Annotated in this window: 24 protein-coding genes; 6 read left to right on the forward strand and 18 right to left on the reverse strand. The window is 47.1% G+C overall.

Features of this window, described 5'->3' with window-relative positions:
• Positions 1-178: 178 nt before the first annotated feature.
• The 11 genes from ACWP87_RS02815 to ACWP87_RS02865 all read right to left on the reverse strand — a co-directional run bounded on the left by ACWP87_RS02815 (position 179) and on the right by ACWP87_RS02865 (position 7,649).
• Positions 179-478 (reverse strand): bacteriocin immunity family protein, encoded by a 300-nt coding sequence (locus tag ACWP87_RS02815; protein WP_014570081.1) that lies wholly within the window; start codon positions 476-478, stop codon positions 179-181.
• A 176-nt stretch (positions 479-654) separates the two neighbouring features.
• Positions 655-813 carry a class IIb bacteriocin, lactobin A/cerein 7B family gene (locus ACWP87_RS02820; protein WP_005686855.1) on the reverse strand — a complete coding sequence of 53 codons (159 nt, stop codon included), beginning with the start codon at positions 811-813 and terminating at the stop codon, positions 655-657.
• Positions 814-1,281: 468 nt separating this feature from the next.
• Positions 1,282-1,467 (reverse strand): bacteriocin, encoded by a 186-nt coding sequence (locus ACWP87_RS02825; protein ID WP_014570083.1) that lies wholly within the window; start codon positions 1,465-1,467, stop codon positions 1,282-1,284.
• A 59-nt stretch (positions 1,468-1,526) separates the two neighbouring features.
• Positions 1,527-1,712 (reverse strand): hypothetical protein, encoded by a 186-nt coding sequence (locus ACWP87_RS02830; protein WP_014570084.1) that lies wholly within the window; start codon positions 1,710-1,712, stop codon positions 1,527-1,529.
• A 386-nt stretch (positions 1,713-2,098) separates the two neighbouring features.
• Positions 2,099-2,284, reverse strand: coding sequence for a hypothetical protein (locus ACWP87_RS02835; protein WP_005711129.1), 186 nt, complete (start codon positions 2,282-2,284; stop codon positions 2,099-2,101).
• 49 nt (positions 2,285-2,333) lie between these two features.
• Positions 2,334-3,140 (reverse strand): CPBP family intramembrane glutamic endopeptidase, encoded by an 807-nt coding sequence (locus ACWP87_RS02840; protein ID WP_014570085.1) that lies wholly within the window; start codon positions 3,138-3,140, stop codon positions 2,334-2,336.
• Between the two features lie 320 nt (positions 3,141-3,460).
• On the reverse strand, positions 3,461-3,901 hold the full coding sequence (locus tag ACWP87_RS02845) for an RrF2 family transcriptional regulator (protein ID WP_014570087.1): 441 nt from the start codon (positions 3,899-3,901) through the stop codon (positions 3,461-3,463).
• Between the two features lie 54 nt (positions 3,902-3,955).
• Positions 3,956-5,383: an MFS transporter gene (locus ACWP87_RS02850; protein WP_014570088.1), complete on the reverse strand. Its 1,428-nt coding sequence runs from the start codon at positions 5,381-5,383 to the stop codon at positions 3,956-3,958.
• A 173-nt stretch (positions 5,384-5,556) separates the two neighbouring features.
• A complete protein-coding gene (locus ACWP87_RS02855) occupies positions 5,557-5,889 on the reverse strand; it encodes a hypothetical protein (RefSeq protein ID WP_014570089.1) in 333 nt (110 codons plus the stop codon).
• Between the two features lie 290 nt (positions 5,890-6,179).
• Positions 6,180-6,521 (reverse strand): bacteriocin immunity protein, encoded by a 342-nt coding sequence (locus ACWP87_RS02860; protein WP_005686837.1) that lies wholly within the window; start codon positions 6,519-6,521, stop codon positions 6,180-6,182.
• A 174-nt stretch (positions 6,522-6,695) separates the two neighbouring features.
• Entirely contained in the window at positions 6,696-7,649 is a 954-nt protein-coding gene (locus tag ACWP87_RS02865; protein ID WP_005686835.1) for an aldo/keto reductase, read from the reverse strand.
• 470 nt (positions 7,650-8,119) lie between these two features.
• On the opposite strand from ACWP87_RS02865, the gene ACWP87_RS02870 reads away from it, so the two are divergent.
• Together ACWP87_RS02870 and ACWP87_RS02875 are read left to right on the forward strand one after the other, a co-directional pair.
• Entirely contained in the window at positions 8,120-8,854 is a 735-nt protein-coding gene (locus ACWP87_RS02870; RefSeq protein ID WP_014570091.1) for an SDR family oxidoreductase, read from the forward strand.
• A 29-nt stretch (positions 8,855-8,883) separates the two neighbouring features.
• Positions 8,884-10,029, forward strand: coding sequence for an NADH-dependent flavin oxidoreductase (locus tag ACWP87_RS02875; RefSeq protein WP_014570092.1), 1,146 nt, complete (start codon positions 8,884-8,886; stop codon positions 10,027-10,029).
• A gap of 24 nt (positions 10,030-10,053) precedes the next feature.
• On the opposite strand, the gene ACWP87_RS02880 is transcribed toward ACWP87_RS02875, so the two are convergent.
• The 5 genes from ACWP87_RS02880 to ACWP87_RS02900 all read right to left on the reverse strand — a co-directional run bounded on the left by ACWP87_RS02880 (position 10,054) and on the right by ACWP87_RS02900 (position 14,877).
• Positions 10,054-10,371 (reverse strand): SHOCT domain-containing protein, encoded by a 318-nt coding sequence (locus ACWP87_RS02880; RefSeq protein WP_014570093.1) that lies wholly within the window; start codon positions 10,369-10,371, stop codon positions 10,054-10,056.
• Between the two features lie 49 nt (positions 10,372-10,420).
• Positions 10,421-11,800 carry a class II fumarate hydratase gene (locus ACWP87_RS02885; RefSeq protein WP_014570094.1) on the reverse strand — a complete coding sequence of 460 codons (1,380 nt, stop codon included), beginning with the start codon at positions 11,798-11,800 and terminating at the stop codon, positions 10,421-10,423.
• A gap of 174 nt (positions 11,801-11,974) precedes the next feature.
• Positions 11,975-12,718, reverse strand: a complete 744-nt coding sequence (locus tag ACWP87_RS02890) for a hypothetical protein (RefSeq protein ID WP_014570095.1) — start codon at positions 12,716-12,718, stop codon at positions 11,975-11,977.
• Between the two features lie 430 nt (positions 12,719-13,148).
• Positions 13,149-13,286: a hypothetical protein gene (locus tag ACWP87_RS02895; protein WP_005686824.1), complete on the reverse strand. Its 138-nt coding sequence runs from the start codon at positions 13,284-13,286 to the stop codon at positions 13,149-13,151.
• Positions 13,270-14,877: an Nramp family divalent metal transporter gene (locus tag ACWP87_RS02900; RefSeq protein ID WP_005686822.1), complete on the reverse strand. Its 1,608-nt coding sequence runs from the start codon at positions 14,875-14,877 to the stop codon at positions 13,270-13,272. Before ACWP87_RS02900 ends, ACWP87_RS02895 begins: the two co-directional genes overlap by 17 nt.
• Before the next feature lie 399 nt (positions 14,878-15,276).
• On the opposite strand from ACWP87_RS02900, the gene ACWP87_RS02905 reads away from it, so the two are divergent.
• Both ACWP87_RS02905 and ACWP87_RS02910 read left to right on the forward strand, forming a co-directional pair.
• Entirely contained in the window at positions 15,277-17,994 is a 2,718-nt protein-coding gene (locus ACWP87_RS02905) for an HAD-IC family P-type ATPase (RefSeq protein ID WP_014570098.1), read from the forward strand.
• Between the two features lie 288 nt (positions 17,995-18,282).
• A complete protein-coding gene (locus ACWP87_RS02910) occupies positions 18,283-18,648 on the forward strand; it encodes a hypothetical protein (protein ID WP_005686819.1) in 366 nt (121 codons plus the stop codon).
• A 314-nt stretch (positions 18,649-18,962) separates the two neighbouring features.
• On the opposite strand, the gene ACWP87_RS02915 is transcribed toward ACWP87_RS02910, so the two are convergent.
• Both ACWP87_RS02915 and ACWP87_RS02920 read right to left on the reverse strand, forming a co-directional pair.
• A complete protein-coding gene (locus tag ACWP87_RS02915) occupies positions 18,963-20,333 on the reverse strand; it encodes an MFS transporter (RefSeq protein WP_014570099.1) in 1,371 nt (456 codons plus the stop codon).
• A 33-nt stretch (positions 20,334-20,366) separates the two neighbouring features.
• A complete protein-coding gene (locus ACWP87_RS02920; RefSeq protein ID WP_015765053.1) occupies positions 20,367-21,896 on the reverse strand; it encodes a multicopper oxidase family protein in 1,530 nt (509 codons plus the stop codon).
• 103 nt (positions 21,897-21,999) lie between these two features.
• On the opposite strand from ACWP87_RS02920, the gene ACWP87_RS02925 reads away from it, so the two are divergent.
• The gene (locus tag ACWP87_RS02925; protein ID WP_005692195.1) at positions 22,000-22,194 is read left to right on the forward strand and encodes a hypothetical protein; all 195 of its coding nucleotides are present in this window, start codon (positions 22,000-22,002) and stop codon (positions 22,192-22,194) included.
• Positions 22,195-22,309: 115 nt separating this feature from the next.
• A complete protein-coding gene (locus ACWP87_RS02930; RefSeq protein WP_014570101.1) occupies positions 22,310-22,951 on the forward strand; it encodes a cation efflux transmembrane domain-containing protein in 642 nt (213 codons plus the stop codon).
• Positions 22,952-23,061 lie beyond the last annotated feature (110 nt).

Raw genomic sequence — 23,061 nt, forward strand, 5'->3', positions numbered from 1 at the left:
ACCGTTATATTCGAAACTAGTTTGCCTAAGTCGCCGTTATAAATTGGACAACCTTTTAGGCATCATCCATTGACAACAAGCCCATACCAACCAGCATCGCAATCGGAGTTTGATCTGCACCAAATGAATCAGTGAACCTAACCATAATCAAGCGCGCTCACCGTTTTAGTAGTGGCTTCTAGTACCCATATCTGATATTCGCCAGCGAAGAAAGCTGCTCGAATTTATCAGATTGTTGCTCGGTTAACAAAATATTGTTTTGCAACAGGGCATTAGAGATTTCTAGATTCATGCGGCTTAAAATAAATGGAACAGCTGCTTGCTTGTGAATTAAGGCCTCTCTATTGTTCCTTAGCACTGTCCGTAAGCGATCACTATGGGAAGAACTGTCATCTAAGTCGCGAAGCAATTCATCGATAAGCTGTATCGCTTGTTCAGCCCGTGCATTCCCACCAGAAAACCATTTCAATTTCTTCATCTTTCACTCCAAAAAAGTTGCGCTAGTGCACCTTCACTTGTAACACGTTTGGCGCCGTGCATTGCCAGATCTGCCGTAGCAATGACGGTAAGAACATACTCGCCTACAGATAAAGGCTTGTTCTGGGCAGAGATACTTTTACAACGGCGACAACGCTAAAAATCAACGCACCGTTATTACGATCGTTCCCATCCTTGCTTGACCCCAGCTACCAGCTCATCAGCATGGTTCCACGCATCTGTTGCCAGGAATCCAAGAATAGCAGCGACAGGGATTGCGAGCGGTCCGATACCGCCGGAAATCTTACTCAATTCAGCTTCATTCAACTTAGTCATTAAAATTACCTCCTTGTATTTGTAAGAAACTACTCGCCAGTTGATCCAAAAGTCTTTGTTATGGATATTGTGGCGAAAAAATGCTCATCTACCGCACAACTTTTTGCAAATACAACCATGGCGTCATCAGCGGCATGCCTGGATTAAAGCCGCTTGACCTTTACCATCGAAATTCGACTAATGGGTTTGTATGGCAGCATTACAGCGTACGGCTTAGGCATTGAAATGAGCACTCAAAGTTTAAGCGTAGGTAATAAACCAGATAGCATTCAAAATATAAGCACGTTTAAAGGCTATCTGATGCTCACTGTCGAGATATTTATCATCCCAAACGCGATAGTGACCATCTTTTTTACAGCACGTATATACCAAAACACCTAATAGATATACCAAGATAAACGTAGCTAACATTAAAAGATTTATCTTATTCATACGTTCGCCCGTTCGAGTGCCTATTCATCCCGGATACTAATTGCCGTTAAGTTTGTCAACAATCTCTTTGGCAGGCCCAATGGCTGGTGCAAACATGGCGCCTTCAGCCCAAGCACGCGCGGTTGAACCAATGGCCTTCCCGATAAAGGTCCACAGATTACCATTATCGCCACCAGAAATGCTTGCTAAGTCAGCTGTGTTTAAAGTTTTTAAATGATCCATGTTCTTCCTCCTTTTTTCTTTATGAGCCTGTCAATGTATTAATCAGCCTAAGTTATTGCTTAAGTCGCCACCTTAATTGGATGAACAATCGGCAGTTTATACTTAAATGCCGATTCGTAAGCTGGCGGATGGCGTTCGTTTGGTGAATCCACACTGCAATTAAATAAAGGAACATTCCCGCCGGTCGTCAATTCAAGCATTTTTCCCGAGATTTCCTTCAAAGCTAGTCCTGTTCGCATGGTCATCCCATTTTCCTCCTTTCCCTTTGTTAGAAGGACTTCCCTTCTTCCCCATCAATATAAAGTAGACAGCCAAGTTTGTGGGAATAGATTTTTTAACGTCGCTTTTTGCAAGAAAACCGTCGTAAAAAACCGAATTTTGACGTTTATTGTTGAAAAGCCGACGATTATTTGGATATTACCGTTTTCTCTTCAAAACTCAAGCAACTGCAACTGTATTTACTTTTACCCATGTCTTTTTCGCCACTGTGAGCATCCAGTCTTAAGCCAACTTAGAAAGGCGATCAGGCTCGCGGCCAGCATGTGCATCCATTCGCCGGGGAAGTGATGACAAACTGCACACATATAACCGACAGTAAATGTTAATAAGCAGCGCCAAAATCTTTTTTGATTCACGCTTTCTTCTGCTTTTCCTCCCGCTCACTCAACAGCATTAATAACGTCATCAAAATCAGCATTGGCGTCACAAAACTGCCATGATTGGTCCATCCAATTGCCGATGTGACCGTATAAATGGCGAAAATAATGGTAGCGATTATCAACCCATAATCGACTAGTTTAGTCAGTCGCGTAGGCATCGTTTTTCTCCTTAAACTCGTTCTATCATAATTGATACAGACAGCCGCGCTACGAATGCGATAACCGTGCCAGAAACTCTTCATTGTTTTGGCCACGGCGAAAAAGTCGCAGTGCAATCGCTAGGTAAATCCCGGCAATAAGGAATGCGTGAACAATCGTCATCGTCATAGCGTTGGGATCACTAGGCGCTTCTTTCGGATACGGTCCACTAACCAAAGTGATAACAAAATCAATCAAAAAATGGATCAATATTGGCATAAGCAACGATCCATAGCGAATATAAAGTGCTGCAAAAATAGCCCCCATGCCAAATGCCTGGATCACTTGGGCAATTGTTATCACAAGCCCTTGAGCAGGCAAATTACTCAGGTGAGCCAATGAAAAAACAAGACTGCTTAACCCTATGCAAAATAAGAGTTGGTATTTGGCATGGCGATGATGGGCAACATAAAACGCCCGAATCAAACCGCCAAGCATGACGCCACGAAACAAATACTCTTCTGGAACAGCGGCAATGGTACCAATCACAGCTGCTTGCAAGACGTCAATCGGTGTTCGACTTGTAACCGTGAACCAACCGATAAGCATCAAGATCAGTCCCCAGATGACAACCGGCTTCAATCGTGGCCGCCTAAGTGTCACTTTCAAGACGATAGCTTGTTTCAGCAGCAGCCAGTTAAGTGCGATCATCACCAGTAAAATGATGGCTTTAAATAAGATATTCCCAGCCCAGAAGTCCAATTTAAGCATGTAAACTGCTGGAATTAAAAGCAGCTCGCTGATTAGCACAACCAAAAGCAAGATATATAAAACGCAAAATCCTGGCGACAACAGCAAATGACGTTTTCTTTCCATTTATCCACCTTCACTCGCATGTTTCAATGCAACGCAGCTTCGATATCGCTATCCACAATATACCGAGGCTGCGCATGTTACGGATCATTAACTTTTAAACGTCGGGTTTTCGCCGATAATCGTTGTATTTTGAAACTTGACAACGCGTTAATCGTCCCCATTTCCGAAAAGGTTTGCCAATGGAAGCGCACTTGCTGACTATTTACTGACTGCCCCACAGTTGCACGATCCTGAAAATGCCGTAAGCAAAATCGCCTCATCCAATACCAACGCGCCAACGTTAGTCTTGAATGAGGCGATGAAAAGTTAGAGTTCGATATTTACGCTTCTGCGGCTTCAGCCAAATCAGCAATGCTCGTCTGCTTTAGCACTTGCACCATAGCATCTTCGGCTTGGTTTAAAACATTGGTGCTTGCCGCTAACCAGCTCGTGACGCGCTCGCCGTTGACAAACGCAGCTGGATCGATTTCCTGATGAAGCTTAAATAACGGTGCCGTCCCTTCAATAGCCGTTAAGATTTCGTAAACTGTAATCGTTTGCGGCGTTTTGGCTAATCGCAAACCGCCATTGAGACCGGTTTTCGACGTTAAAATACCACTTTTTTTAAGTGTAGACGAATTTTTTTTAATGCTAGGAACCGGAATGTTTAGCATTTCGGAAATCTTTTGAATTGATAAATAGTCTTCGTGTTGTGCTTGGGACTTTGCGTTGACGTAGGCCGTGATTTCAAGTGCTTGCGAGAATGCGACAGAAAAAGCCATCGAATATACCTCCTATTAGACGATTGTGTATATTCTATTATACCAATGATACCGTTACTTGGCGGCTTTTTCTGCCGGAATAATGAACGTGACGACAAGTATCAAGCCAACAATGGTCATGCCGACGCCAATCAACATTGCCTGTCCGAATACATCCGCAATCTTAGTTAAGCTGCTAGTTGAAGCCGCAAAGATTGCCAGTCCTAAAGCGCCGCCAAATTGTCGGGCGGTGTTGTAGACGCCTGATGCAGCTCCCGAAATTTCCGGCCGAATTCTAGCCAAACCTGAAGTAGCGAGTGTGGCAAATGCCAGCGCGAATCCTACCGCAAATCCGAGTGTCCCAAGTAACAAAAACCAGTAATTGGCAAACCGTGATGCCACTGCCAGTTCAGCCAATGAAAGTAGCACCGTGACAAATCCGAAGATCATGACCCTTGAATTACGCCACCGATCAACGAAGGTCCGGGCCTTGACTGCCACAATGAAGAGTAAGATGGCCATTGGCACCATGCCTAATGCAGTCATAAATGGCGTTAATCCTAAGACGCCTTGCATAAACTGAGGTGTGTAGAACCAAAAGCCGATTGCAGCGGCACTAAACAACAAAGAACTGACATAAGAAGCCATCCGTTCCCTATCCGTAAAGATTTCCAGTGGCATTGTCGGGTGAGCAACGCGACCTTGACTAGCAATGAACGCAATCCAAAGAACTGCTGAAATCAGTAATGTGGGGATTGGCCACGGACTGCCATCCAACCCATATGAGATTGAAGTCATCGCTAATACTGACAAGATCGTACCAATCCAGTCAATCTTTCCGGTTTGGCGTTTTGCACTAGGTAAATATCTAGCCGCAATACCAACCATGATTAATGCGATCGGACCATTCATGTAGAAACCGACCCGCCATGACGCAAACGTTGCAAAGAAGCCGCCAATGACTAAACCAACCGCTGCACCGGCTCCAATGACGGAAGCATAGTAGCCGATTGCCCGCTGTCGTGCTTTTCCTTGAAAGGTGTCTGTTAACAAAGCCAAACAGTTCGGTGCAAGAATGGCCGCGCCCACGCCTTGAACAGCGCGAAAGCTAATCATGACAAGCGCATTGGTAGCTGCCCCGACTGCCAGACTGCCAACTCCGAAAATAGCTAAACTCGCAATGAACAATGGTTTGCGTCCGTAAATATCGCCTAATTTACCGCCTACTAGCATCAGCCCAGCATAAGTTAGCGCATAGGCCACCTGCACCCAAGACAACGCGCCAGCATTCAAATGCAATTGTGCCGCCATTTTAACGGTACCCGTGTAAACAATCGATGTGTCAAGCACACCTAGAAAAGCCCCAATCAGTGCCAGACCTAAAATAATGACTTGAGTCGCTGACATGCGCTGCGATTGGGTGATTGCCGCATCTGTTTCCTCAATGACGGTGTCGTCAGCCAGGCCATCATTGATTAATTCCTTGTCTTCTTCTTTGCTCATATGAGATGCCCCTTTCTATGGTTCACTTAGTATATTCCGTTTATACTAATATGGCAAATCTTTTTTGAGCAAAAAAAACCACGTGTTCCTTAATTCTGTGGAAACACGCGGCTACAAGCGAATTCTTTTCGGGCCGGTTACTGGAATCAGACCATGGCTTGGGCAACAACTGTCTAAATAATAAAGTGCGGCCCGCCTACCTGACTCAACTCGCCATGAATGTCATTTTCCATAAAATCTTTTACCGCCTGCCACCACTGATTGGCCTCCGCTGAAAGTTTCATTCCTTGCAAGCCGATTAATCGCGTAAACCGTGCGTATAGTCGCGACAAGGCGTAATCTGCGGCTCGATTCTTGAGCACATTAGGCCGCTTTAAAATAGCTAAGGCCTCATCCACAACTTCCTGTGCTTCTGTCTCCATCAGACCACCACTAGCCGCTTTTTTCAGACTCAGGTTTAACCCAGTCAAAATAAACAGAATCTGATTTCGTTGCACCATATTCATGAGCGATCCTCCATGTCTGGTCGATAAGTATTTGCGTTGAGATAGCGTTTTCTTGAATTGCTAACTGCAATATACCAAATCTATCAAGCTTCAGGGCAAACTTTCGATAAACGTAGCCTTTTCGCCGATTAACGTTATTGGGGACATAAATCGCCCGGTCCAAAGCGCATAGAAAAAGCCGTGGTGCATTAACCACGACTAATCGGAAGCGCGTATTTCAGCATAGTCGTAAAAAGGCTGAAATGACACAGTTCATCAGCATCGAACAAGCTCATATTCCATCCGGCTACTTAATGTCCGCCACCCCAGACAATTGGAAAAGCGACTAGCCCAGCAGCCAGCGCCTGATCGCGATAACGCTTGGCATTGACCTGATCTGCCGGCACATCCGCCTTGATCGCATTGAAAATGGCGATCATCTCGGCTGGAATCGCGTGATGAATGAGATAATACTTGGAAATATCATGCGATAGCTGGGTCACGACTGCGACATAGGCTGTTTTGTCCTCTGCATCTTCCAGTTGTTTCGCGTTGGATTCGATTATTTGCTTTAATTTGGCATCAGCTTTCACGGCCGGACTACTATATGCTTTACTCAACATTTCGAATAACGCTTGTTTCTTGTCTGACATGACATTTGCCTCCTAAAACGATAGACCCTGCTACCATTGTACAGTTGCATCAAGGAATTTTTCCAGAGTATGCACCTGGACGAGCCAAAAATCAAGCGCCATCTACTGCAACCTGATTAAAGCCGTAACGAAAAAGAGGCACCTACATGAAAAGTGCCTCTTTTGTCTTGACCATTACGGCAAATCGTTGCCAGCCGCGAAGTAAATGTCATACCATTCCTGCCGCGTCAAGGTAATATCGGCACCTTCTGCACTTTCTTTGATGTGTTCAGGATTCATTGAACCGAGAATAACCTGAACGCCCACCGGATGCCGCAGTAACCACGCAACAGCGATCGCATTTTTATTCGTGTGATAATGATCGGCGACTTTTTGCAGCTCGTCATTTAATGCTTTGAACTTGGGACTGTCAATGAAGGTACCTTCAAACATCCCGTACTGGAACGGCGACCATGCCTGCAAGGTCATATGTTTGCGTTGCAGATATGGCAGCAAGCTCCCATCATGATCAACAGACCGGTCATCGGCCATGTTGGTATGCATGCCCGCATCAACCATGCCAGTGTGGGCCACTGAGAACTGAACTTGATCAATCAAAAGTTGTTGATGCAGATTCTCCTGCAACAGCGCAATTTGTTCGGGATTGAAGTTAGAAACCCCAAAATGCCGCACCTTACCGCTTTGCTGCAATTCATCAAACGCAGCCGCCACATCATCAACTTCCATCAATGGATCCGGACGATGCAGTAAAACCGAATCCAGATAGTCGATTTGCAAGCGCTGCAGAATGTTATCAACCGCTGACAACAGGTGTTCTTTGGAAAAGTCATAGCGTTTGCCGAAAACCAAGCTGCCGTGTGAACGTTTTGGATCTACCACAATCCCGATTTTAGACTGAATATACAACTGATCGCGGTTAACTTTAGCTTGTTTCAAAGCTTCGCCAAAAACCTCTTCCGACTTGCCTTGACCATAAATGTCCGCCGAATCGATGAAATTAATTCCATCGTCATAAGCGCTATCCAAAACCGAAGCCGCTTTTTCCGGAGACAAAACATTCATCCGCATAATTCCCAGTGCAACACTGGAAGCTTTCCAATTAGAACCACCTAATTGCACTTGTTTCATGACAGCAAAACTCCTTTCTTAGTAAGCGTGAGCCAGCGCGCTTAGGGGCCGGAGTGTAAGCGGACTTGGGCGTGATGGCCGGGCTTTGGCCATTGCGACCAAGGTCCTTACACGCAGGCCCCTGCGCTGGCGAACGAGTTATAGCGTGAGCGCGAGCCGGCGCGCTTAGGGGCTGGAGTGTAAGTGGCCTTGGGCGTGATGGCCGGCTTTTTGGCCATTGCGACCAAGGTCCTTACACGCAAGCCCCTGCGCCGGGGAGCGCGTTATGGTGAGCGTGCGCCGGCCACAACCCCCAGCGCCACCGTCCGCCCACAATCCAATGACACCTCAATTCTATCCCCTAAAGTCCACTTAAGGTCAAGCTAATATGAGAATTTCAATAAAACGACTTGTCAGCATCTTTTTGGCGCGTTAATTTAAAGGTGATAACACTTATTTTTAATTAGCAGAAACTATCAGGAGGGTTCAAAATGACTGTTAAAGATAAAGTCGTCGTGATTACCGGCGCGTCAAGCGGTATTGGCGCTGCAACCACGCAGGTATTGGCACAAGCCGGTGCAAAGTTAGTGATTGGCGCGCGGCGTGAGGATCGCCTTGCCAAGTTGGCGGAACCTTTTGGAAACGATCAGATTCGTTACCAAGCAACCGACGTCACGAATCAAGACCAAGTCAAATCCCTAGTCGACTTAGCCATTAAGACATTTGGACACGTTGACGTTTTGTTCAATAATGCCGGTCTTATGCCGCTTTCAGAAATGGCTGAGTTGAAAGTTAATGAATGGGAACGGATGGTTGATGTCAATATCAAGGGCGTCCTTTATGGCATCGCCGCTGTTTTACCGCATATGATCGAACAGCACAGTGGCCAAATCATTACGACTGATTCTGTGGCCGGTCATATCGTGCATCCCGGAACTGCTGTTTATTCCGGCACTAAGTGGGCAATTCAGGCAATTATGGACGGTTTGCGTCAGGAACAGGCCGCCAACCACATTAAAACAACCATGATTTCCCCGGGCGCTGTGAATACTGAGTTGTTCAGTACCATCAGTGATCCGAAGCGCCGCGCAGCAGTAGAAGCCGATGAGAAAAATAACGGACTCACCGCTACCGATGTCGCCAACGCGGTTTTGTACGCCATTGATCAACCAGACAATGTAGCGGTTAACGAAGTGCTGTTGCGTCCGGTCACTCAGCAGCGTTAAACGCGTTGAATCTTTTCAAAGGAGTTTATATGTCTGATTATACTTTTCTAAAACCTTTTACATTCAAAAATCAGCCCATCACCCTGAAGAACCGCATTGTCATTCCGCCGATGACGACTCGGCTTTCTTTTGAAGATGGTACGGTCACGCAAGACGAAATTGAATATTATCAAAAGCGCGCTGGAGGCGTTGGCCTTTTCATTACCGGAACCGCCAATGTTAATCCGCTTGGGAAGGGGTTTGAAGGCGAGTTAAGTGTGGCCGATGATCGGTTCATTCCCGGCCTAAGTCGTCTGGCAACTGCGATGAAAACAGGCGGCTCTAAAGCGGTTTTGCAGATTTTTAGTGCTGGTCGTATGAGCAATAGCAAGATTTTGCGCGGGCAGCAACCCGTCAGTGCCAGTGCGGTTGCCGCGCCTCGTTCTGGTTATGAAACGCCGCGAGCCCTCACAACTGAAGAAATTGAAGCGACCATCCACGATTTCGGTCAGGCGGTGCGTCGGGCAATCGAAGCCGGTTTTGACGGCGTGGAATTGCACGGCGCTAACACCTACCTGATTCAGCAATTCTACTCCCCGCATTCTAACCGGCGAACCGACGAATGGGGCGGCACGCGAGAAAAACGGATGCGTTTCCCCTTAGCCGTGGTGCATGAAGCGGAAAAAGTCATTGCCGAAACTGCCGACCGTCCCTTCCTGTTGGGCTACCGCATTTCACCGGAAGAGTTAGAGCAGCCCGGGATCACTTTAGACGACACATTAGCGCTCATTGATGCTTTAAAAGCCACCAAAATCGACTACCTGCACGTCTCCCAGTCTGACGTATGGCGGACATCGTTGCGTGATCCGGATAATCCTGCCATCATCAATGACGTTATTCGCGATCATGTCGCCGGCGCCTTTCCGATCATTGTGGTTGGCGGTATCAAGACCCCTGAAGAAGCCGAAAAAGCCGCGGCAGCATTTGATCTGGTTGCTATCGGCCATGAAATGATTCGCGAGCCACATTGGGTGCAAAAAATACTTGCCCACGACGAAAAGGCGATCCGCTATCAGATCGCCCCTGAAGACCTTGACGAGTTGGGAATTGCGCCAACTTTCCTCGATTTTATCGAAAGTATTTCCGGCGGTGCTAAAGGCGTTCCGTTAACTACCGCAACCAATGACGAACATTAAACCCTTAAGTTATTGGCCACCGTTTTAAAATTTAAGTTCTTCATGTGAGTCGAGCCGTAACAGCTCGGCTTTTTTGTGATTGTAATCTTCCTGCGTGATGGCTCCGGTATCTAACAGATCTTTGTATGCCTTTAGCCTGGCAATAGTCGCCTGCTCCGCTGCTTGGGCTTGGGTCGTTTTGGCTGCCTGGGCTGCAATGGCTTGTTGGCGCCGATAGTAGTACAAATAAGCCGCACCGCCAAGGACAAGGACTGCGACAAAGATATACCAATATTGTACCAACATGGCAATGATAAAGATGATGATCAAAAACCCGAAGAATCCCATTTTTTGATTTTTCATGTTGCTCGCTCCAATCGTGACTTTCGCTATTGATCAGTGGTGTCTGGCTTTAAATTCCAGTCATTTTAGCCGGGTCAACCCAAGCATCAAACTCCGCCTCAGTCACGTAACCGGTTTGAATTGCCGCATCCTTGAGATCCGTTCCCGTGCGTTCAGCTAGCTGAGCGATGGCCGCACTTTTTTCATAGCCGATATGCGGCGTAAGGGCAGTCACCGTCATTAAGGAATGCGCAACGAGTGCCTGCATGCGCGGGGCATTGACGGTCAAATCTGCTACAAGTTTTTGCGTGAAGCTGGTGATCGTCTGTGTCAGTAACGTCGTCGATTCAAGAAACGTACTGATGATCACTGGTTTATAGACATTCAGCTCAAAGTTACCTTGGGAGGCGGCAACCGTGATCGTGGTATCATTACCCATCACTCGCACCGCAGCCATGGTAAGTGCCTCTGCTTGCGTTGGGTTCACCTTCCCAGGCATGATCGAGCTTCCCGGTTCATTGGCTGGAATCCGCAATTCACCGTAACCTGCTCGTGGACCACTTGCCAGAAACCGAATATCATTGGCAATTTTCAACAGATCGGCGGCTAATGTCTTAATACCCCCGTGAACATTGCTGATTTCAGAATGGGCTGCCAATGCCGCAAATTTATTTGTTTGGGCGGTCAGTGGCAAGTGATAGACATCACTCAAACGCCCGGCCACAATCCGCCCAAAGTTTGGCGCTGCGTTTAATCCGGTACCAACCGCCGTACCGCCAATGGCCAAACGAAAAAGTGCCGGTTTCAACTGTTCAATCGCCGTTCGATCGTGCGCTAACATCGCAATCCAACCGCTGACTTCCTGGCCAAAAGTTAACGGTGTGGCATCCTGCAAATGTGTCCGCCCAATTTTAACGGTATGGTCATATTGCTTGGCTTTCGTTTGGAATGCCGCGATCAAGCCATCAACAGCAGCCATCAAGTGATTGACAGCAATCGCAGCCGTAATGTTCATCGCCGTCGGAAACGTATCGTTTGAACTTTGACTATGGTTAACATCGTCATTAGGTAAAATGGGTAAGTCAGGATTGAGCTTGGCTGCCTGATGACTGACAACCTCATTCACATTCATGTTTGTTTGGGTGCCGGATCCTGTTTGGTAAACATGCAGCGGAAAATCAGCTTGTAATTTTTCATCAGGCAAAGCCAATAACGTGTCTACAGCCTGCGTGATCAGTTGGCCTTTGGGAGCAGGCAAAACGTCAGCTGCCACATTCGCCCGCGCTGCCGCTTTTTTGATTTGCAGCAGCGCTTTGATGAGCGGCAACGGCATAAGCGGTCCGGCTTGAAAATTATGACGGCTGCGTTCAGTCTGCGGTCCCCATAAAGCCGTTTCCGGAATTTCAACCGGTCCCAAAGTGTCTGATTCAATCCGTGTATTCGTCGTCATCGCTACCTCCATCTTAATCACATGTGCTGCGATTGCTTGTTAATGATAGTCCTATTTTACACGATCACACTGCCAAGCAACCCAAAAGCATAAAAAAACAGCCTTAGCACCTAATGATCGCTAAGGCCGATACCCCAACACCACACCTTGTCGATGCAGTCTTGAGATCAAAGTTCAGTGAAGCACTGCCGCAACCAGCCGTGCCGCGTCTTTTTGAAATTGAAGCGATGAAGATGATAAAGCCGCTAAATATTGGTGAATCGGATCGGCTTGCGGGGTGGGTAGGCCAGCGTGCAGCCAACCGCTAATCAATGCCGGATCAATTGACCAAGCCTGAACGTTAACCAGTCGCTGACGGGTGTCTGGTACCGTTGTTTTCATCCTTGCTTCGGCTTCAGTCAACCGGTGATAAGTTGCTGGCGAAACAGCATACATCAAGGGTTGTTCACTACCAAAAGTATCAGTTTGCAGCATAACTGCCCCTTCCGTATTCAATGGGAAATTTTTACGAGCAAGACTGCTGCGCTTTAATAGCTCGCTAAAGGATTTAACATCGTAGGTTCGACTCACTTGAACCGGCGAGGCCATCATCCCGTTGAATTGTTTAAAAATCTGCCATGGCGTCTGCGTTAATTGATAGGACTTATCCCCTGGTTGCGCACAATCCAAGGCGCCGTTCAGTTCAAGCTCCCGCCGTGCTTTTTTCAATTTACCCCGATGCTCTACCCCTGCAATTTGTCCATAGCGCTCAAAAAATGGTCGACCACCACGGAATATTTTCCGCTTCTTGGTGTTACTCTCAGAATCCAGCCGATCCGCATACATGAGTCCGATCAGTAAATCAGTCGCATGCTGCGATAATCCGGTCGCTGTTTCAGTTGGTACAGCTTGAGTCATAACCTCACTTAAATGTGCCATCTCATCCCCACTTTCATCGCTGATGACCGTCACGCGTTTGCTGGAGCAGAAGTCTGCGTGTAAGGACCTTAAGCGCAATGGCCAAAGCCCAGCCATCACGCTTAAGGCCGCTTATGTTCTGGCTTATGCCCATAACGCACTCCCCGGCGCAGAAGTCTGCGTGTAAGGACCTTAAGCGCAATGGCCAAGTGCGGGCCATCACGCTTAAGGCCACTTATGTTCTGGCTTATGCCCATAACGCGCTCCCCGGCGCAGGGATCTGCGTGTAAGGACCTCAGGCGCAATGGCCAAAGACCGGCCATTGCGCCTGAGGCCACTTACACTCCGATCCCTAACCGCGCCGGCTCGCGCTTACAAAAAAGTCGCCTTGATCATGTTGAGCTGATCAAAGCGGCTTTTTTAACATATACAACAATGGCCAACAATTATCTTACTTGTTTTGGTGTACCTTAGATTGCTCATTTTCCAATCCAAGAATTGCGAATAACCACGGATCGTAGCCTTCTGACTCCTCGATCCCATCGCAACTCATCACCAAAGACGCGACAAGACTATTGTACGTCATCATTTGCTTTCGCCTCTTCTTCATCGGCTACAGCTTCAAGATGAGCTTCATAACGCTTATTACCTTTATACAGATCCCAAATTGTCCATGCCAAGAGGGCCAAAACAGCTGCAATCAGAACGTAAGCGATCATATTAGCAATGTTGGTTTGTGCGGCCGTTGGATTATCACCGAAGAATCCGGCGATTGAATCTGGCAGACCTTTCAGGTTCAGATAAGTTAAACCGATAACGGAAACCCAACCGAGCACTTTAACCCAGCCAGTGTTCTTGAACCGATCGCCCATTTCAACCTTACTATTCGTAAACATTAGCAGCGGTAACATTGAGAATGGCAACGCGAAGGCCAAGAAGACCTGTGAGTTGTTCATTAATGTATTGAGCGCCTCATGTTGCTGAATCGGCGTTTCCCGAGCAGTCAACATAACGCAGACGATAACCGGGATAACGGAGATAACACGAGTAACCAAGCGCCGAGCCCACAGTGGCATCTTCATATGAATGAAGCCTTCCATGATAACCTGCCCTGTTAACGTACCGGTAATGGTTGAGTTTTGACCTGATGCCAACAACGCAACCGCAAACAGGATAGATAAAATACCGGACTTGGCAACCGCAATCAAAACACCGTTACTCAGTGTGGAAGAATCAGACAATGCCTGGAACAAACCGAAGAAGGAAGGATCTTTAACAGCACCGCTCTTGAAGACCGCAACCCCCATAACAAGCAGCAAGCAGTTAACAACAAAGGCAAAAGTCAACTGAATGTTGGAGTCCCATGCTGAAAACTTAACGGCTTGAGCAACATCTTCCGGATCTTTATGATCAATTTTACGAGTTTGAGAAATCGCACTATGCAGATACAGGTTATGTGGCATAACCGTCGCCCCGATGATTCCCAAAGCCCCTTGAATTGGACTCATACCGTTGACTGACGGTGAACTTGCAAATGTTTCGCCAGTTGGAATGAAGCCTTTAAGCAAAGCCCCCATATTAGGATCCGACAAAGCAACTTGATAAACGAAGACCAGTAAAATGACAAGAATAAGAGCAACAACAATAGCTTCGATTTTTCGGAACCCAATCTTGGTCAACAACAGTAATACCAGAACATCGAGGACCGTGACCAGTACCGCAATAACAAGTGGAATATGGAACAGAAGATAAAGCGCAATAGCGGCACCGATAACTTCGGCAATATCAGTCGCCATAATCGCTAACTCAGTCAAAATCCACAAGACAATCCCAAGCTTCTTCGACGTTCTTGCACGAATCGCTTGGGCAAGATCCATTTGACTCACAATGCCAAGTTTAGCTGCCATGTACTGCAACAGCATCGCAATCAAACTTGACATTAGAATAACGGAAATCAGTAAGTACTGGAAGTTTTGACCACCGGTGATGGACGTGGACCAATTCCCTGGATCCATGTAACCAACGGCAACCAATGCTCCTGGTCCGGAATAAGCAAATAGCGTTCGCCAAAAGCCTTTCCCGTGTGGCACCTCAACTGTACCGTTAATTTCTTCCAATGACGGCCCGTTCGCGTATTGAATGAGCTTCATGGAATGTTTCTTCTTGTGATCATCACTCACAATATGTCTCCCCTTTCATCTTGAAAAAAGTTAAGTCCCTGGGGAACAAGGTCTTTTAGGTCTCCCTAACTTAATCCTTTCTTAGGATATGCCTTGAAGCTGATATCGTCAACTATTTTATGAAAATTAATTGTATTTTCAGTGACTAATTTGTAAAGTGTCCATTGTTTCAAAATGCCTAAGCAGTGCCCGATTCACGGCAATAGCTAATCACGCTTACAGCCGATTGCTTTCAGAAAACCGTTTCAAAGCATTAGGTCATCATAATCCCGATATAAAAGATAAACGCTTTTTTAGCTCGCATTAAATTGAAATCGCAAATTGATTGCAACCGGTTTAGGCATACCATATGATAAAGGTAGTACCAAAAAATTTATATCACGAAATGAGGAATCACTTATGGAAGAAGTTCCCGACTCGCAACCGCCAGCAACAGCGCACAGTATCAAGGATCTGCAGCAAATGTTGCAGGTCCCGTCCCTTGACCACGGTCTCTCTAAAACAGAGGCCGCTAAACGCTTAGAAGCCAATGGCCCGAATGCCATCGAATCGCATCCAACGCCAAAGTGGCTGATCTTTCTGCGGCAGTTCAACAATTTAATCATTTATATCCTGATCATTGCCGCAATCCTAACCACTGTCATTGGCGATGTCACTGATACCTCGGTTATTGTTTTGGTGATTATCGTCAATGCGATTATTGGATACTATCAGGAAAGTAATGCCAGCGATTCACTTGAAAAAATCAAAAAAATGCTGGCCCCTGAAGCAACTGTTTATCGTGACGGCGAACGTCTTGATATTCCCAGTGCCGATTTGGTTGTCGGCGATGTTGTTTTTCTGGAGGCCGGCGATAATGTTCCCGCCGATTTACGCCTCGTTGATATTGACAACTTAACGATTCAAGAAGCTGTCCTGACCAGGGAAGCAAATTCGGTCATCAAAACGACTGATATCCTGCCAGCAGACACACCACTTGCCGATCAAAGCAATATGGCGTTTGCCTCGACAGCGGTTGCAGGCGGTAGTGGTATTGGCATCGTGGTTGCAACGGGCCACGATACTGAGTTCGGTAAGATTTCCCAGGCGGTTTCGGACGTACGTAAAGGCCGCTCGCCGATGATGCGCGAAATTGACGGTATCGGTAAAGGAATTTCGTACGCCATTATCGCAGCAGCGGTCTTACTATTTATCTTCGGCCTGATCATCGGTAAATACAGTCTGCCTGTCTTAGCCCTTGCCATCGTCACCATGGTCGTTGGTTCAATGCCAGAAGGTCTGCCCGCCACCACATCCGTTATCCTGGCAATGGGTGTTTCCAATATGGCAAAAAAGCAACACGTCATTGTCAAAACCTTGCCTGCTGCGGAAACTTTAGGCTCAGTCGATGTTATCTGTACCGACAAAACCGGTACGCTAACCAAAAACGAGATGACCATTACCACCGTCATCACGCCACAGGCCACTTATCAGGTAAGCGGCTCAGGCTACACCCCTAAAGGGCAGTTCACCATTGCCAAAAAAGCTATCGAGCCAGCAAACCATCCGGATTTAACTGCATTGCTAACCGCTGGATTTGAAGCCAATGACACTGAATTGCACCAAGAAGACGGCCGCTATGTCATCAACGGTGAACCTACTGATGGTGCTTTCCTCACTGCCTACTACAAAGCCTTCAAGGAAGAACCCGCTAACACCGAACGTGACTTGATGCCGTTTGATTCCAACAATCGTTACATGGCCAAATTAGCAAAATGCGCGGATGGCCACACCCGTCTGTTTGTAAAAGGTTCTCCGGATAAGTTGTTACCGCTTGTTGCGGCGGCTCATCCCGACTTTGATCAATCCCACTATTTAAAGTTAACCAGCCAATTCAGTACGGAAGGGCAACGCGTTATTGCCGTTGCTCAGAAAATCGTTCCAGATGATACTAGCGAAATCACGCCAGCATTATTGAAGCAAGGACTCGATTTTCTAGGACTGACCGCGATTATTGATCCGCCACGCGAGTCAGTGATTTCGGCGATCAAGCAAATGCGGCGCGCCGGTGTCAAAGTCAAAATGATCACCGGCGATCACCCCGAGACCGCGCTAGCCATCGCCAAAAAACTAGGCATGGCCGATTCGCCTACAGCCGTCACCGGCACGCAACTAGCAGCACTGCCGGAAGAAAAGCAACGCCAGATGATCCTCAATGCCGATGTCTTTGCCCGGACCACGCCAAAGGACAAACTCACGATTGTCTCTGTCTTACAGGATGCCGGAAACGTCACCGCCATGGTCGGCGATGGGGTCAATGACGCGCCTGCACTTAAAAAATCTGACGTCGGGGTTGCCATGGGTCAATCCGGGACCGATGTTGCCAAAGATGCGGCCGACATGGTGCTCACCGATGACCGCTTTGCCCGCATGGAAACCGCCATCGCTCAAGGACGCCGCATTTACCAAAACATCAAGAAAAGCATTTTGTTCCTATTACCGACCTCTTTTGCCGAAGGACTGGTGATCGTTTTCACCATTCTGACTCAACAAGCGATGCCATTACGTGCCAGTCAGCTGTTGTGGATTAACATGGTCAGTGCCATCACCATTCAATTTGCCTTCATCTTCGAACCTGCCGAAGCTGGCACGATGGAGCGGCCACCACGTAAGAAAAATGCGTCAATGATGCACAAACATGATGTCTTTCAAATTGCTTATGTGGCCATGATGATCGCCGGTATCGGGTTGTGGGCGTTCGACTGGTTGACAGCCAACCACTTAACCGACCGCGTCACCGCAAGCACCATGATGGTGAACATGATTGTCTTAGGAAAAATCTTCTATCTCTTTAACATCCGCACAAACACACTGGCTCTTTCAAAAAATCTCTTTAGCAATCCCATGGCGTTTGCGATTATCGGCATCATGTTAGGATTGCAATGCTTCCTGACTTATGTTCCTTTTATGCAGGAAATCTTCCAAACTGCTTCGATGTCGTGGCGTGAATGGGGCATTGCTGTTCTAGCCGGTTCTGTGATTTTGATCGTGACTGAAATCGACAAAATCATCCGCCTGCGCTGGCAACGGCTTCACGGCCACGATGCGTTTCAATCCACCACAAAAATCAGTAAATAATGTTTGGACAGCCTAAACTTTTTCTTTTCTTTTGGCATTAACAATGGTAAGACTATAAGTAAGGTTTCCCTAACAAACCTTATGCGTATACAAAAAGTCCGATAAACTGGTTCATCATCCACCAGTTTATCGGGCTTTTTGGGCTTTCGAAGGCGATCTCTGAATTAATGTTCCGTGATGCTGTGCCGATTCTTTCGCCTTAAAATATTTCAGGCAATCCTAAAATTTCTCTTTTAAATAAGCCGACAACTGGTATACTGGAAGTGAAAAGAAGAGGAGCTGATCGTTTTGAAATTGTATCAAGGTCTCACACAAGTCCAAATTAATGAAGAATTTGCCGGCGAAGCAAATGGCTATAAGATTACCACCACCCTTGAGAAACCGCTGAACTACGAGCCGGCAATCTTGTATCAGTACTTGGATGCCGTCTTAAAACCGGGCAGTCGTCATGACCAAAATAATTTGCGTTATGTCACCGACCCCGGATTCATCGGTGAAAATTACGATTATCAAAGTGTTCCTTTCACCTCACATATGACTGATTTCGATGAGAAAATGGCTTTTGCACGCAAACTGGTTGCCGACCTCAACCGTCATTTGTCAGTCAATGTCAAACCGGCTGATTCCGAAATTGAACTGATTTTCGTTGACTGAGCAACCGCGTTACCTCCTTTCCTAGTCGCGATGCTGCTCCTCTCCCGATCAGTTGCGGCTAAGTCATCCAGTCAAGCAGCTTAGTTGCAGCAAAACGCCGCCTATCCGAAGAAAAGATAGGCGGCGTTTTGGTGTCGCTGGAATTACTAAAACCCCTGCCGTTACACTGTTGACACTATTTATTTTTGGGTAATGATGAATAATCTGATCAAACGGTGGCCTTCAATGCTTTTCTGGTCTTCTATGAGAATCACTTGCAAAATACATAAAAAGCGAGCCATTGTTGTGACGTTTTCACCCAATGACCCGTTCTTTTAATGCTTTTGTTCAACCGCTTTTGGCAATGTCAAGGCCAGCAATAGCCCAACTAAGCCCACGCCGGCAAAGACAGCAAAGGTAACTGCAAAGCCGCCAGCGTGGCTATTTAACGTCACCTGCATGTTGTCCAACAATACTGTCGCAAACATCACGCCGGCTGAGCCAAATAACTGTCGGGCCGTTGTGGTAACCGCGGTTCCATCGGCCACCAGTTCATTTGGCAAGGCATTCGCGCCAGCCGTCACAGAAGGCATCATCACAAAGGCATTCCCTGCTTCTGTTGCCATCGCTAACACAATCGCACCTAGCAACGGCAGATGACGAGCAAAAATCGCCAGTAAACCAAAACCGCCTGTAATCAGAACCATCCCGATCATCGCGACCAGCCGCGGACCAAAGCGATCAAGCAAGCGTCCACTAACCGGATTAAGTAAACTCAGTAAGACGGCTGCTGGCACAAGTGACAGGCCGGAAACTAACGGCGAAAGACCTAGCAGGGTTTGAAAATACAACGGCATCAGAATCGTCGTAACAATCAAACCGATGTAAGAAATGCCGGTTAAGAAGACCGCTTTGGTGAACATACCGGTTGCAAAAACCCGCATTTGCAGCATCGGTGGTTGGCGATTCAATTGCCGAATCACGAAGATACCGCCTGCCAAAACCCCAACGATCAACAAACTAATCACCCCGACGCGCAGGCCTTGTTTTGACCACGCACTTAAAGCATATAGCAAGATCGGAAAGCTCGCCGACAAGATAAACGAAACCCAGTCTAACCGGGTCTGTTCCAGCGGCATCACCGAGGTAATCGTGACAGTCGAAACTGCCAGTACAAGCACTGAAACAATTAGGAAGAATAGGAATAACGCTTGCCATGGAAACCACGTCAACAAGACCCCTGAAATAATCGGGCCCACCGCCAGCGCCGATCCCATTACCAAGCCGGCTGTTCCCATCACTTTACCGCGTTCACTGTGCGGCGTAATCGTCAGCAGCACTGTCTGGAAACTAGGGAAAATAATCCCGACGGCAACCGCCTCAAGTAACCGACCAATCATCAAAACCGCAAAGCTTGGCGCCCAGATACATAAAGCCGTCCCAACTGCAAAAATCAGCTCAATTGCCTGAAAAAGCCGCTGAAACGGGACATTATGCAACAGCCACGGACTCACCGGAATCATCAGCGTCATGACCAGCATAAATCCCGTCGTCAGCCACGCGACCGTATCCGCGCCCAAACCAAATGCCTTCATAAAAGCCGGATAGGCCGTACTCAAAGAAGATTGCGAAATTGACATCGAAAACGTTCCTGTCAGCAAAGTTGCGACAAAAGCGCCGCGATGTTTAATCGTTGTACCATTCATAACATCATCGATTTCTATTTGATTTTTGGTGCCTCACATTTTCATACCCATTTTTTCATACGACTGCATACCGCCCATCCATAATTCAGATGGTTTGACCCCACGTTCCTTCGCTAAGGCTGTCATCAGTGTATCCATGTCCATTAGTTTGTATTCCTGTTTCGGCTTCGTCGGATCAAACGTTTCGATTTGCGCCATCATGCCACCATCTTCATGTTCAATAATGTGACAGTGATACATGTAAACTCCCGGTAAATCAAAGCGCACTAACAGCCGAACTGTTTCACCTGGATTAACGCCAACTGTATCTTTAAATCCATGCTCATTTGGATAAGGCGCATGCCCGTTACGGGACAAAATCAAAAATTGCGTGCCGTGCACATGAAACGGATGAACCATCCCGGGCGCAGCATTACTGTTGGTAACATCCCAATACTGAGCTTTGCCAATCGGTTGAGTCGCATCAATTCGCTGCATGGCAAACTTTTTACCGTCAATCGCGACACTTTCATCCATTCCTTGCATCACCACATGGCGAACTGGCAACGCAGGATCAACTGCAGGTGCCTTCACCGTAAAGAGCTTGTCCGGCAATTGCGTGTGATCCGGCTTGAAAGCATGAATCCGAAACTTCAGCAAAGGCACATTATCGGTGTAAAGCGTGACCACATCGCCTTCATGACACTGACCAAAATCGACAATGACTTCTGCCCGTTCAGCACACGTCAGCATCAAATGCGTCAAGGCCACCGGTTCCGGCAACAACGAACCATCACCGCCGATTTGGGTAAACGGCAAATCATCGGAAAAATGCAGCCGCCACTCCCTGCGATTAGCGCCATCTAAAAACCGTAACCGAACTTTCTGGGTAGTCACATCGAAATAAGGATTAATGGTGCCATTAATCATCGCGGTCGGACCAGCAACACCATCCGGATCATAATCAGTCCGATAATTCCACTGATTCTGCTCATGGAACCGGCGATCCTGCAAAATCACCGGAATGTCGTCAACCCCGTAATTGTGTGGTAATGGCAAGCTTTCTTCATGCTGATCCTTAACAATGACCATTGCTGCCAAACCGTGCCAGACCTGCTCGGCAGTTGAAGGACACGGGTGGGCATGCAGCCACAATGTTGCCGCCGGTTGATCCAAGGTGAAATCAATTTGCTTACTTTCGCCCGGATAAACCGGCGCATGGCACCCACCATCCACATAAGGGCCACTTACATTAGCACCATGCCAGTGGAAAGTTGTCAGTTCAGGCAAGGTGTTTTTCAGTGTCACATGAACATGCTGGCCGCGGCGATAGACAATCGTTTGCCCAAGCAAGCTAGCATTATAACCCCATGTTTTTGTCTTTGCACCGGGAAGCAACTGTGTCTCCCCCGCTTGTGCCGTGACGGTGTAATACACATCGGTTGCCGTTTCTTTATCAGGTTTTAGCAACGGCGGCACATTTAAGGGTTTGGCTGGCGCATCGCTTACTTCAAGTGGCACATAACCGCCATCATGCAAGTCAAACGCCGGCTCATCAAAGAAATAGTCGGTATAGGTTTTCATCATCGTTCCCCCCTCGCTTCAAATTCTAGCACTTTTTAGGGTTGCCATAAACGTAATTTGGAATTAATCTAAAGTAGGTGCTTCGTAAAAAGAAGGGAGGAAGATGAAAATGATGTCAAAATCCATGGGCTGGTTGATGTTGGCACTTAATGTTGTGTTGCTGGTATTAATTGCCACCATGCATAACATGGCTGCCATGTGGCTGATGGGCATTATCATGTCACTTGATGCAATCTCGGGATTGGTAAATGCGTATCAAGCCGACCATGAAACGCATCACCATGCCACGCAGCATTGATCTTTAAGCAGACTTGATGCTGATTGTCCGTCTACCTCACCTTTCTTTTATGTTGACATTAACATATGTTTGGAATACCATATGTTAGCAAATAAACAAAGAGTGAGGCAGCAAGATGAAACCATTTGTCATCGCCAAAAACGCTGATATGACAACCGCCATTCGAGTTGAATATTTTTCTACTGGCTGGATGGCGTTTGAATTTTTGATCGGCTTCTGGTCAGGATTTCAAGCAGGGTCGATTCTGTTAATTGCGTTTGGGCTGGATAGTTTTCTGGAAATTATTTCCGGTGCCACTTTAATCTGGCGGCTGAAAACAGAAAGTAACGGTGCAAGTGCTTCGGCAGTCGCCCGTGCAGAACAACGCTCAAGTCTTGTGGTCGGCTGCGTGCTGTTACTGCTGAGCTTATACGTCATCGGGGTTTCAGGTTTCAATCTTGTGACGCACGCAGCCGCTGAAAGTAGTATGAGCGGTATCGGTATTGCCATCGCGTCTATTATTGTGATGCCATTTTTGACACTTAGAAAACGGCATCTTGGTCACAAGCTTAATTCTCCAGCACTTATCGAAGACGGCATGTGCAATATCACCTGTGCCTACATGGCGGCTACTGTTTTGATCGGTAGCTTGTTAACTTGGCTATTTAATTGGTGGTGGGCCGATTCGGTTGCAGCGTTGATTTTAGTTTATTTTGTTGCCAGTGAAGGCTGGAAAGCACTGCAAACCGGCTTGAGCCACAGCGAAAACGAAGAATAAATCTTTCCGGAAAAATGACCTTAGAGCAAAGCGCCTTGAATGAAAAGACGTCTTGCTTTAAGGTCATTTGTATCACTTTGATTATTATTCGTTCATCAATGGAAAAGAGG

It is taken from the genome of Lacticaseibacillus sp. 22, from assembly GCF_055413445.1.

What these genes read in the sequence shown, in the direction of transcription:
- ACWP87_RS02815 (WP_014570081.1), bottom strand. Translation starts at nt 478, where the DNA reads ATGAAGAAATTGAAATGGTTTTCTGGTGGGAATGCACGGGCTGAACAA.
- ACWP87_RS02820 (WP_005686855.1), bottom strand. Translation starts at nt 813, where the DNA reads ATGACTAAGTTGAATGAAGCTGAATTGAGTAAGATTTCCGGCGGTATC.
- ACWP87_RS02825 (WP_014570083.1), bottom strand. Translation starts at nt 1,467, where the DNA reads ATGGATCATTTAAAAACTTTAAACACAGCTGACTTAGCAAGCATTTCT.
- ACWP87_RS02830 (WP_014570084.1), bottom strand. Translation starts at nt 1,712, where the DNA reads ATGACCATGCGAACAGGACTAGCTTTGAAGGAAATCTCGGGAAAAATG.
- ACWP87_RS02835 (WP_005711129.1), bottom strand. Translation starts at nt 2,284, where the DNA reads ATGCCTACGCGACTGACTAAACTAGTCGATTATGGGTTGATAATCGCT.
- ACWP87_RS02840 (WP_014570085.1), bottom strand. Translation starts at nt 3,140, where the DNA reads ATGGAAAGAAAACGTCATTTGCTGTTGTCGCCAGGATTTTGCGTTTTA.
- ACWP87_RS02845 (WP_014570087.1), bottom strand. Translation starts at nt 3,901, where the DNA reads ATGGCTTTTTCTGTCGCATTCTCGCAAGCACTTGAAATCACGGCCTAC.
- ACWP87_RS02850 (WP_014570088.1), bottom strand. Translation starts at nt 5,383, where the DNA reads ATGAGCAAAGAAGAAGACAAGGAATTAATCAATGATGGCCTGGCTGAC.
- ACWP87_RS02855 (WP_014570089.1), bottom strand. Translation starts at nt 5,889, where the DNA reads ATGAATATGGTGCAACGAAATCAGATTCTGTTTATTTTGACTGGGTTA.
- ACWP87_RS02860 (WP_005686837.1), bottom strand. Translation starts at nt 6,521, where the DNA reads ATGTCAGACAAGAAACAAGCGTTATTCGAAATGTTGAGTAAAGCATAT.
- ACWP87_RS02865 (WP_005686835.1), bottom strand. Translation starts at nt 7,649, where the DNA reads ATGAAACAAGTGCAATTAGGTGGTTCTAATTGGAAAGCTTCCAGTGTT.
- ACWP87_RS02870 (WP_014570091.1), top strand. Translation starts at nt 8,120, where the DNA reads ATGACTGTTAAAGATAAAGTCGTCGTGATTACCGGCGCGTCAAGCGGT.
- ACWP87_RS02875 (WP_014570092.1), top strand. Translation starts at nt 8,884, where the DNA reads ATGTCTGATTATACTTTTCTAAAACCTTTTACATTCAAAAATCAGCCC.
- ACWP87_RS02880 (WP_014570093.1), bottom strand. Translation starts at nt 10,371, where the DNA reads ATGAAAAATCAAAAAATGGGATTCTTCGGGTTTTTGATCATCATCTTT.
- ACWP87_RS02885 (WP_014570094.1), bottom strand. Translation starts at nt 11,800, where the DNA reads ATGACGACGAATACACGGATTGAATCAGACACTTTGGGACCGGTTGAA.
- ACWP87_RS02890 (WP_014570095.1), bottom strand. Translation starts at nt 12,718, where the DNA reads ATGGCACATTTAAGTGAGGTTATGACTCAAGCTGTACCAACTGAAACA.
- ACWP87_RS02895 (WP_005686824.1), bottom strand. Translation starts at nt 13,286, where the DNA reads ATGATGACGTACAATAGTCTTGTCGCGTCTTTGGTGATGAGTTGCGAT.
- ACWP87_RS02905 (WP_014570098.1), top strand. Translation starts at nt 15,277, where the DNA reads ATGGAAGAAGTTCCCGACTCGCAACCGCCAGCAACAGCGCACAGTATC.
- ACWP87_RS02915 (WP_014570099.1), bottom strand. Translation starts at nt 20,333, where the DNA reads ATGAATGGTACAACGATTAAACATCGCGGCGCTTTTGTCGCAACTTTG.
- ACWP87_RS02920 (WP_015765053.1), bottom strand. Translation starts at nt 21,896, where the DNA reads ATGAAAACCTATACCGACTATTTCTTTGATGAGCCGGCGTTTGACTTG.
- ACWP87_RS02925 (WP_005692195.1), top strand. Translation starts at nt 22,000, where the DNA reads ATGAAAATGATGTCAAAATCCATGGGCTGGTTGATGTTGGCACTTAAT.
- ACWP87_RS02930 (WP_014570101.1), top strand. Translation starts at nt 22,310, where the DNA reads ATGAAACCATTTGTCATCGCCAAAAACGCTGATATGACAACCGCCATT.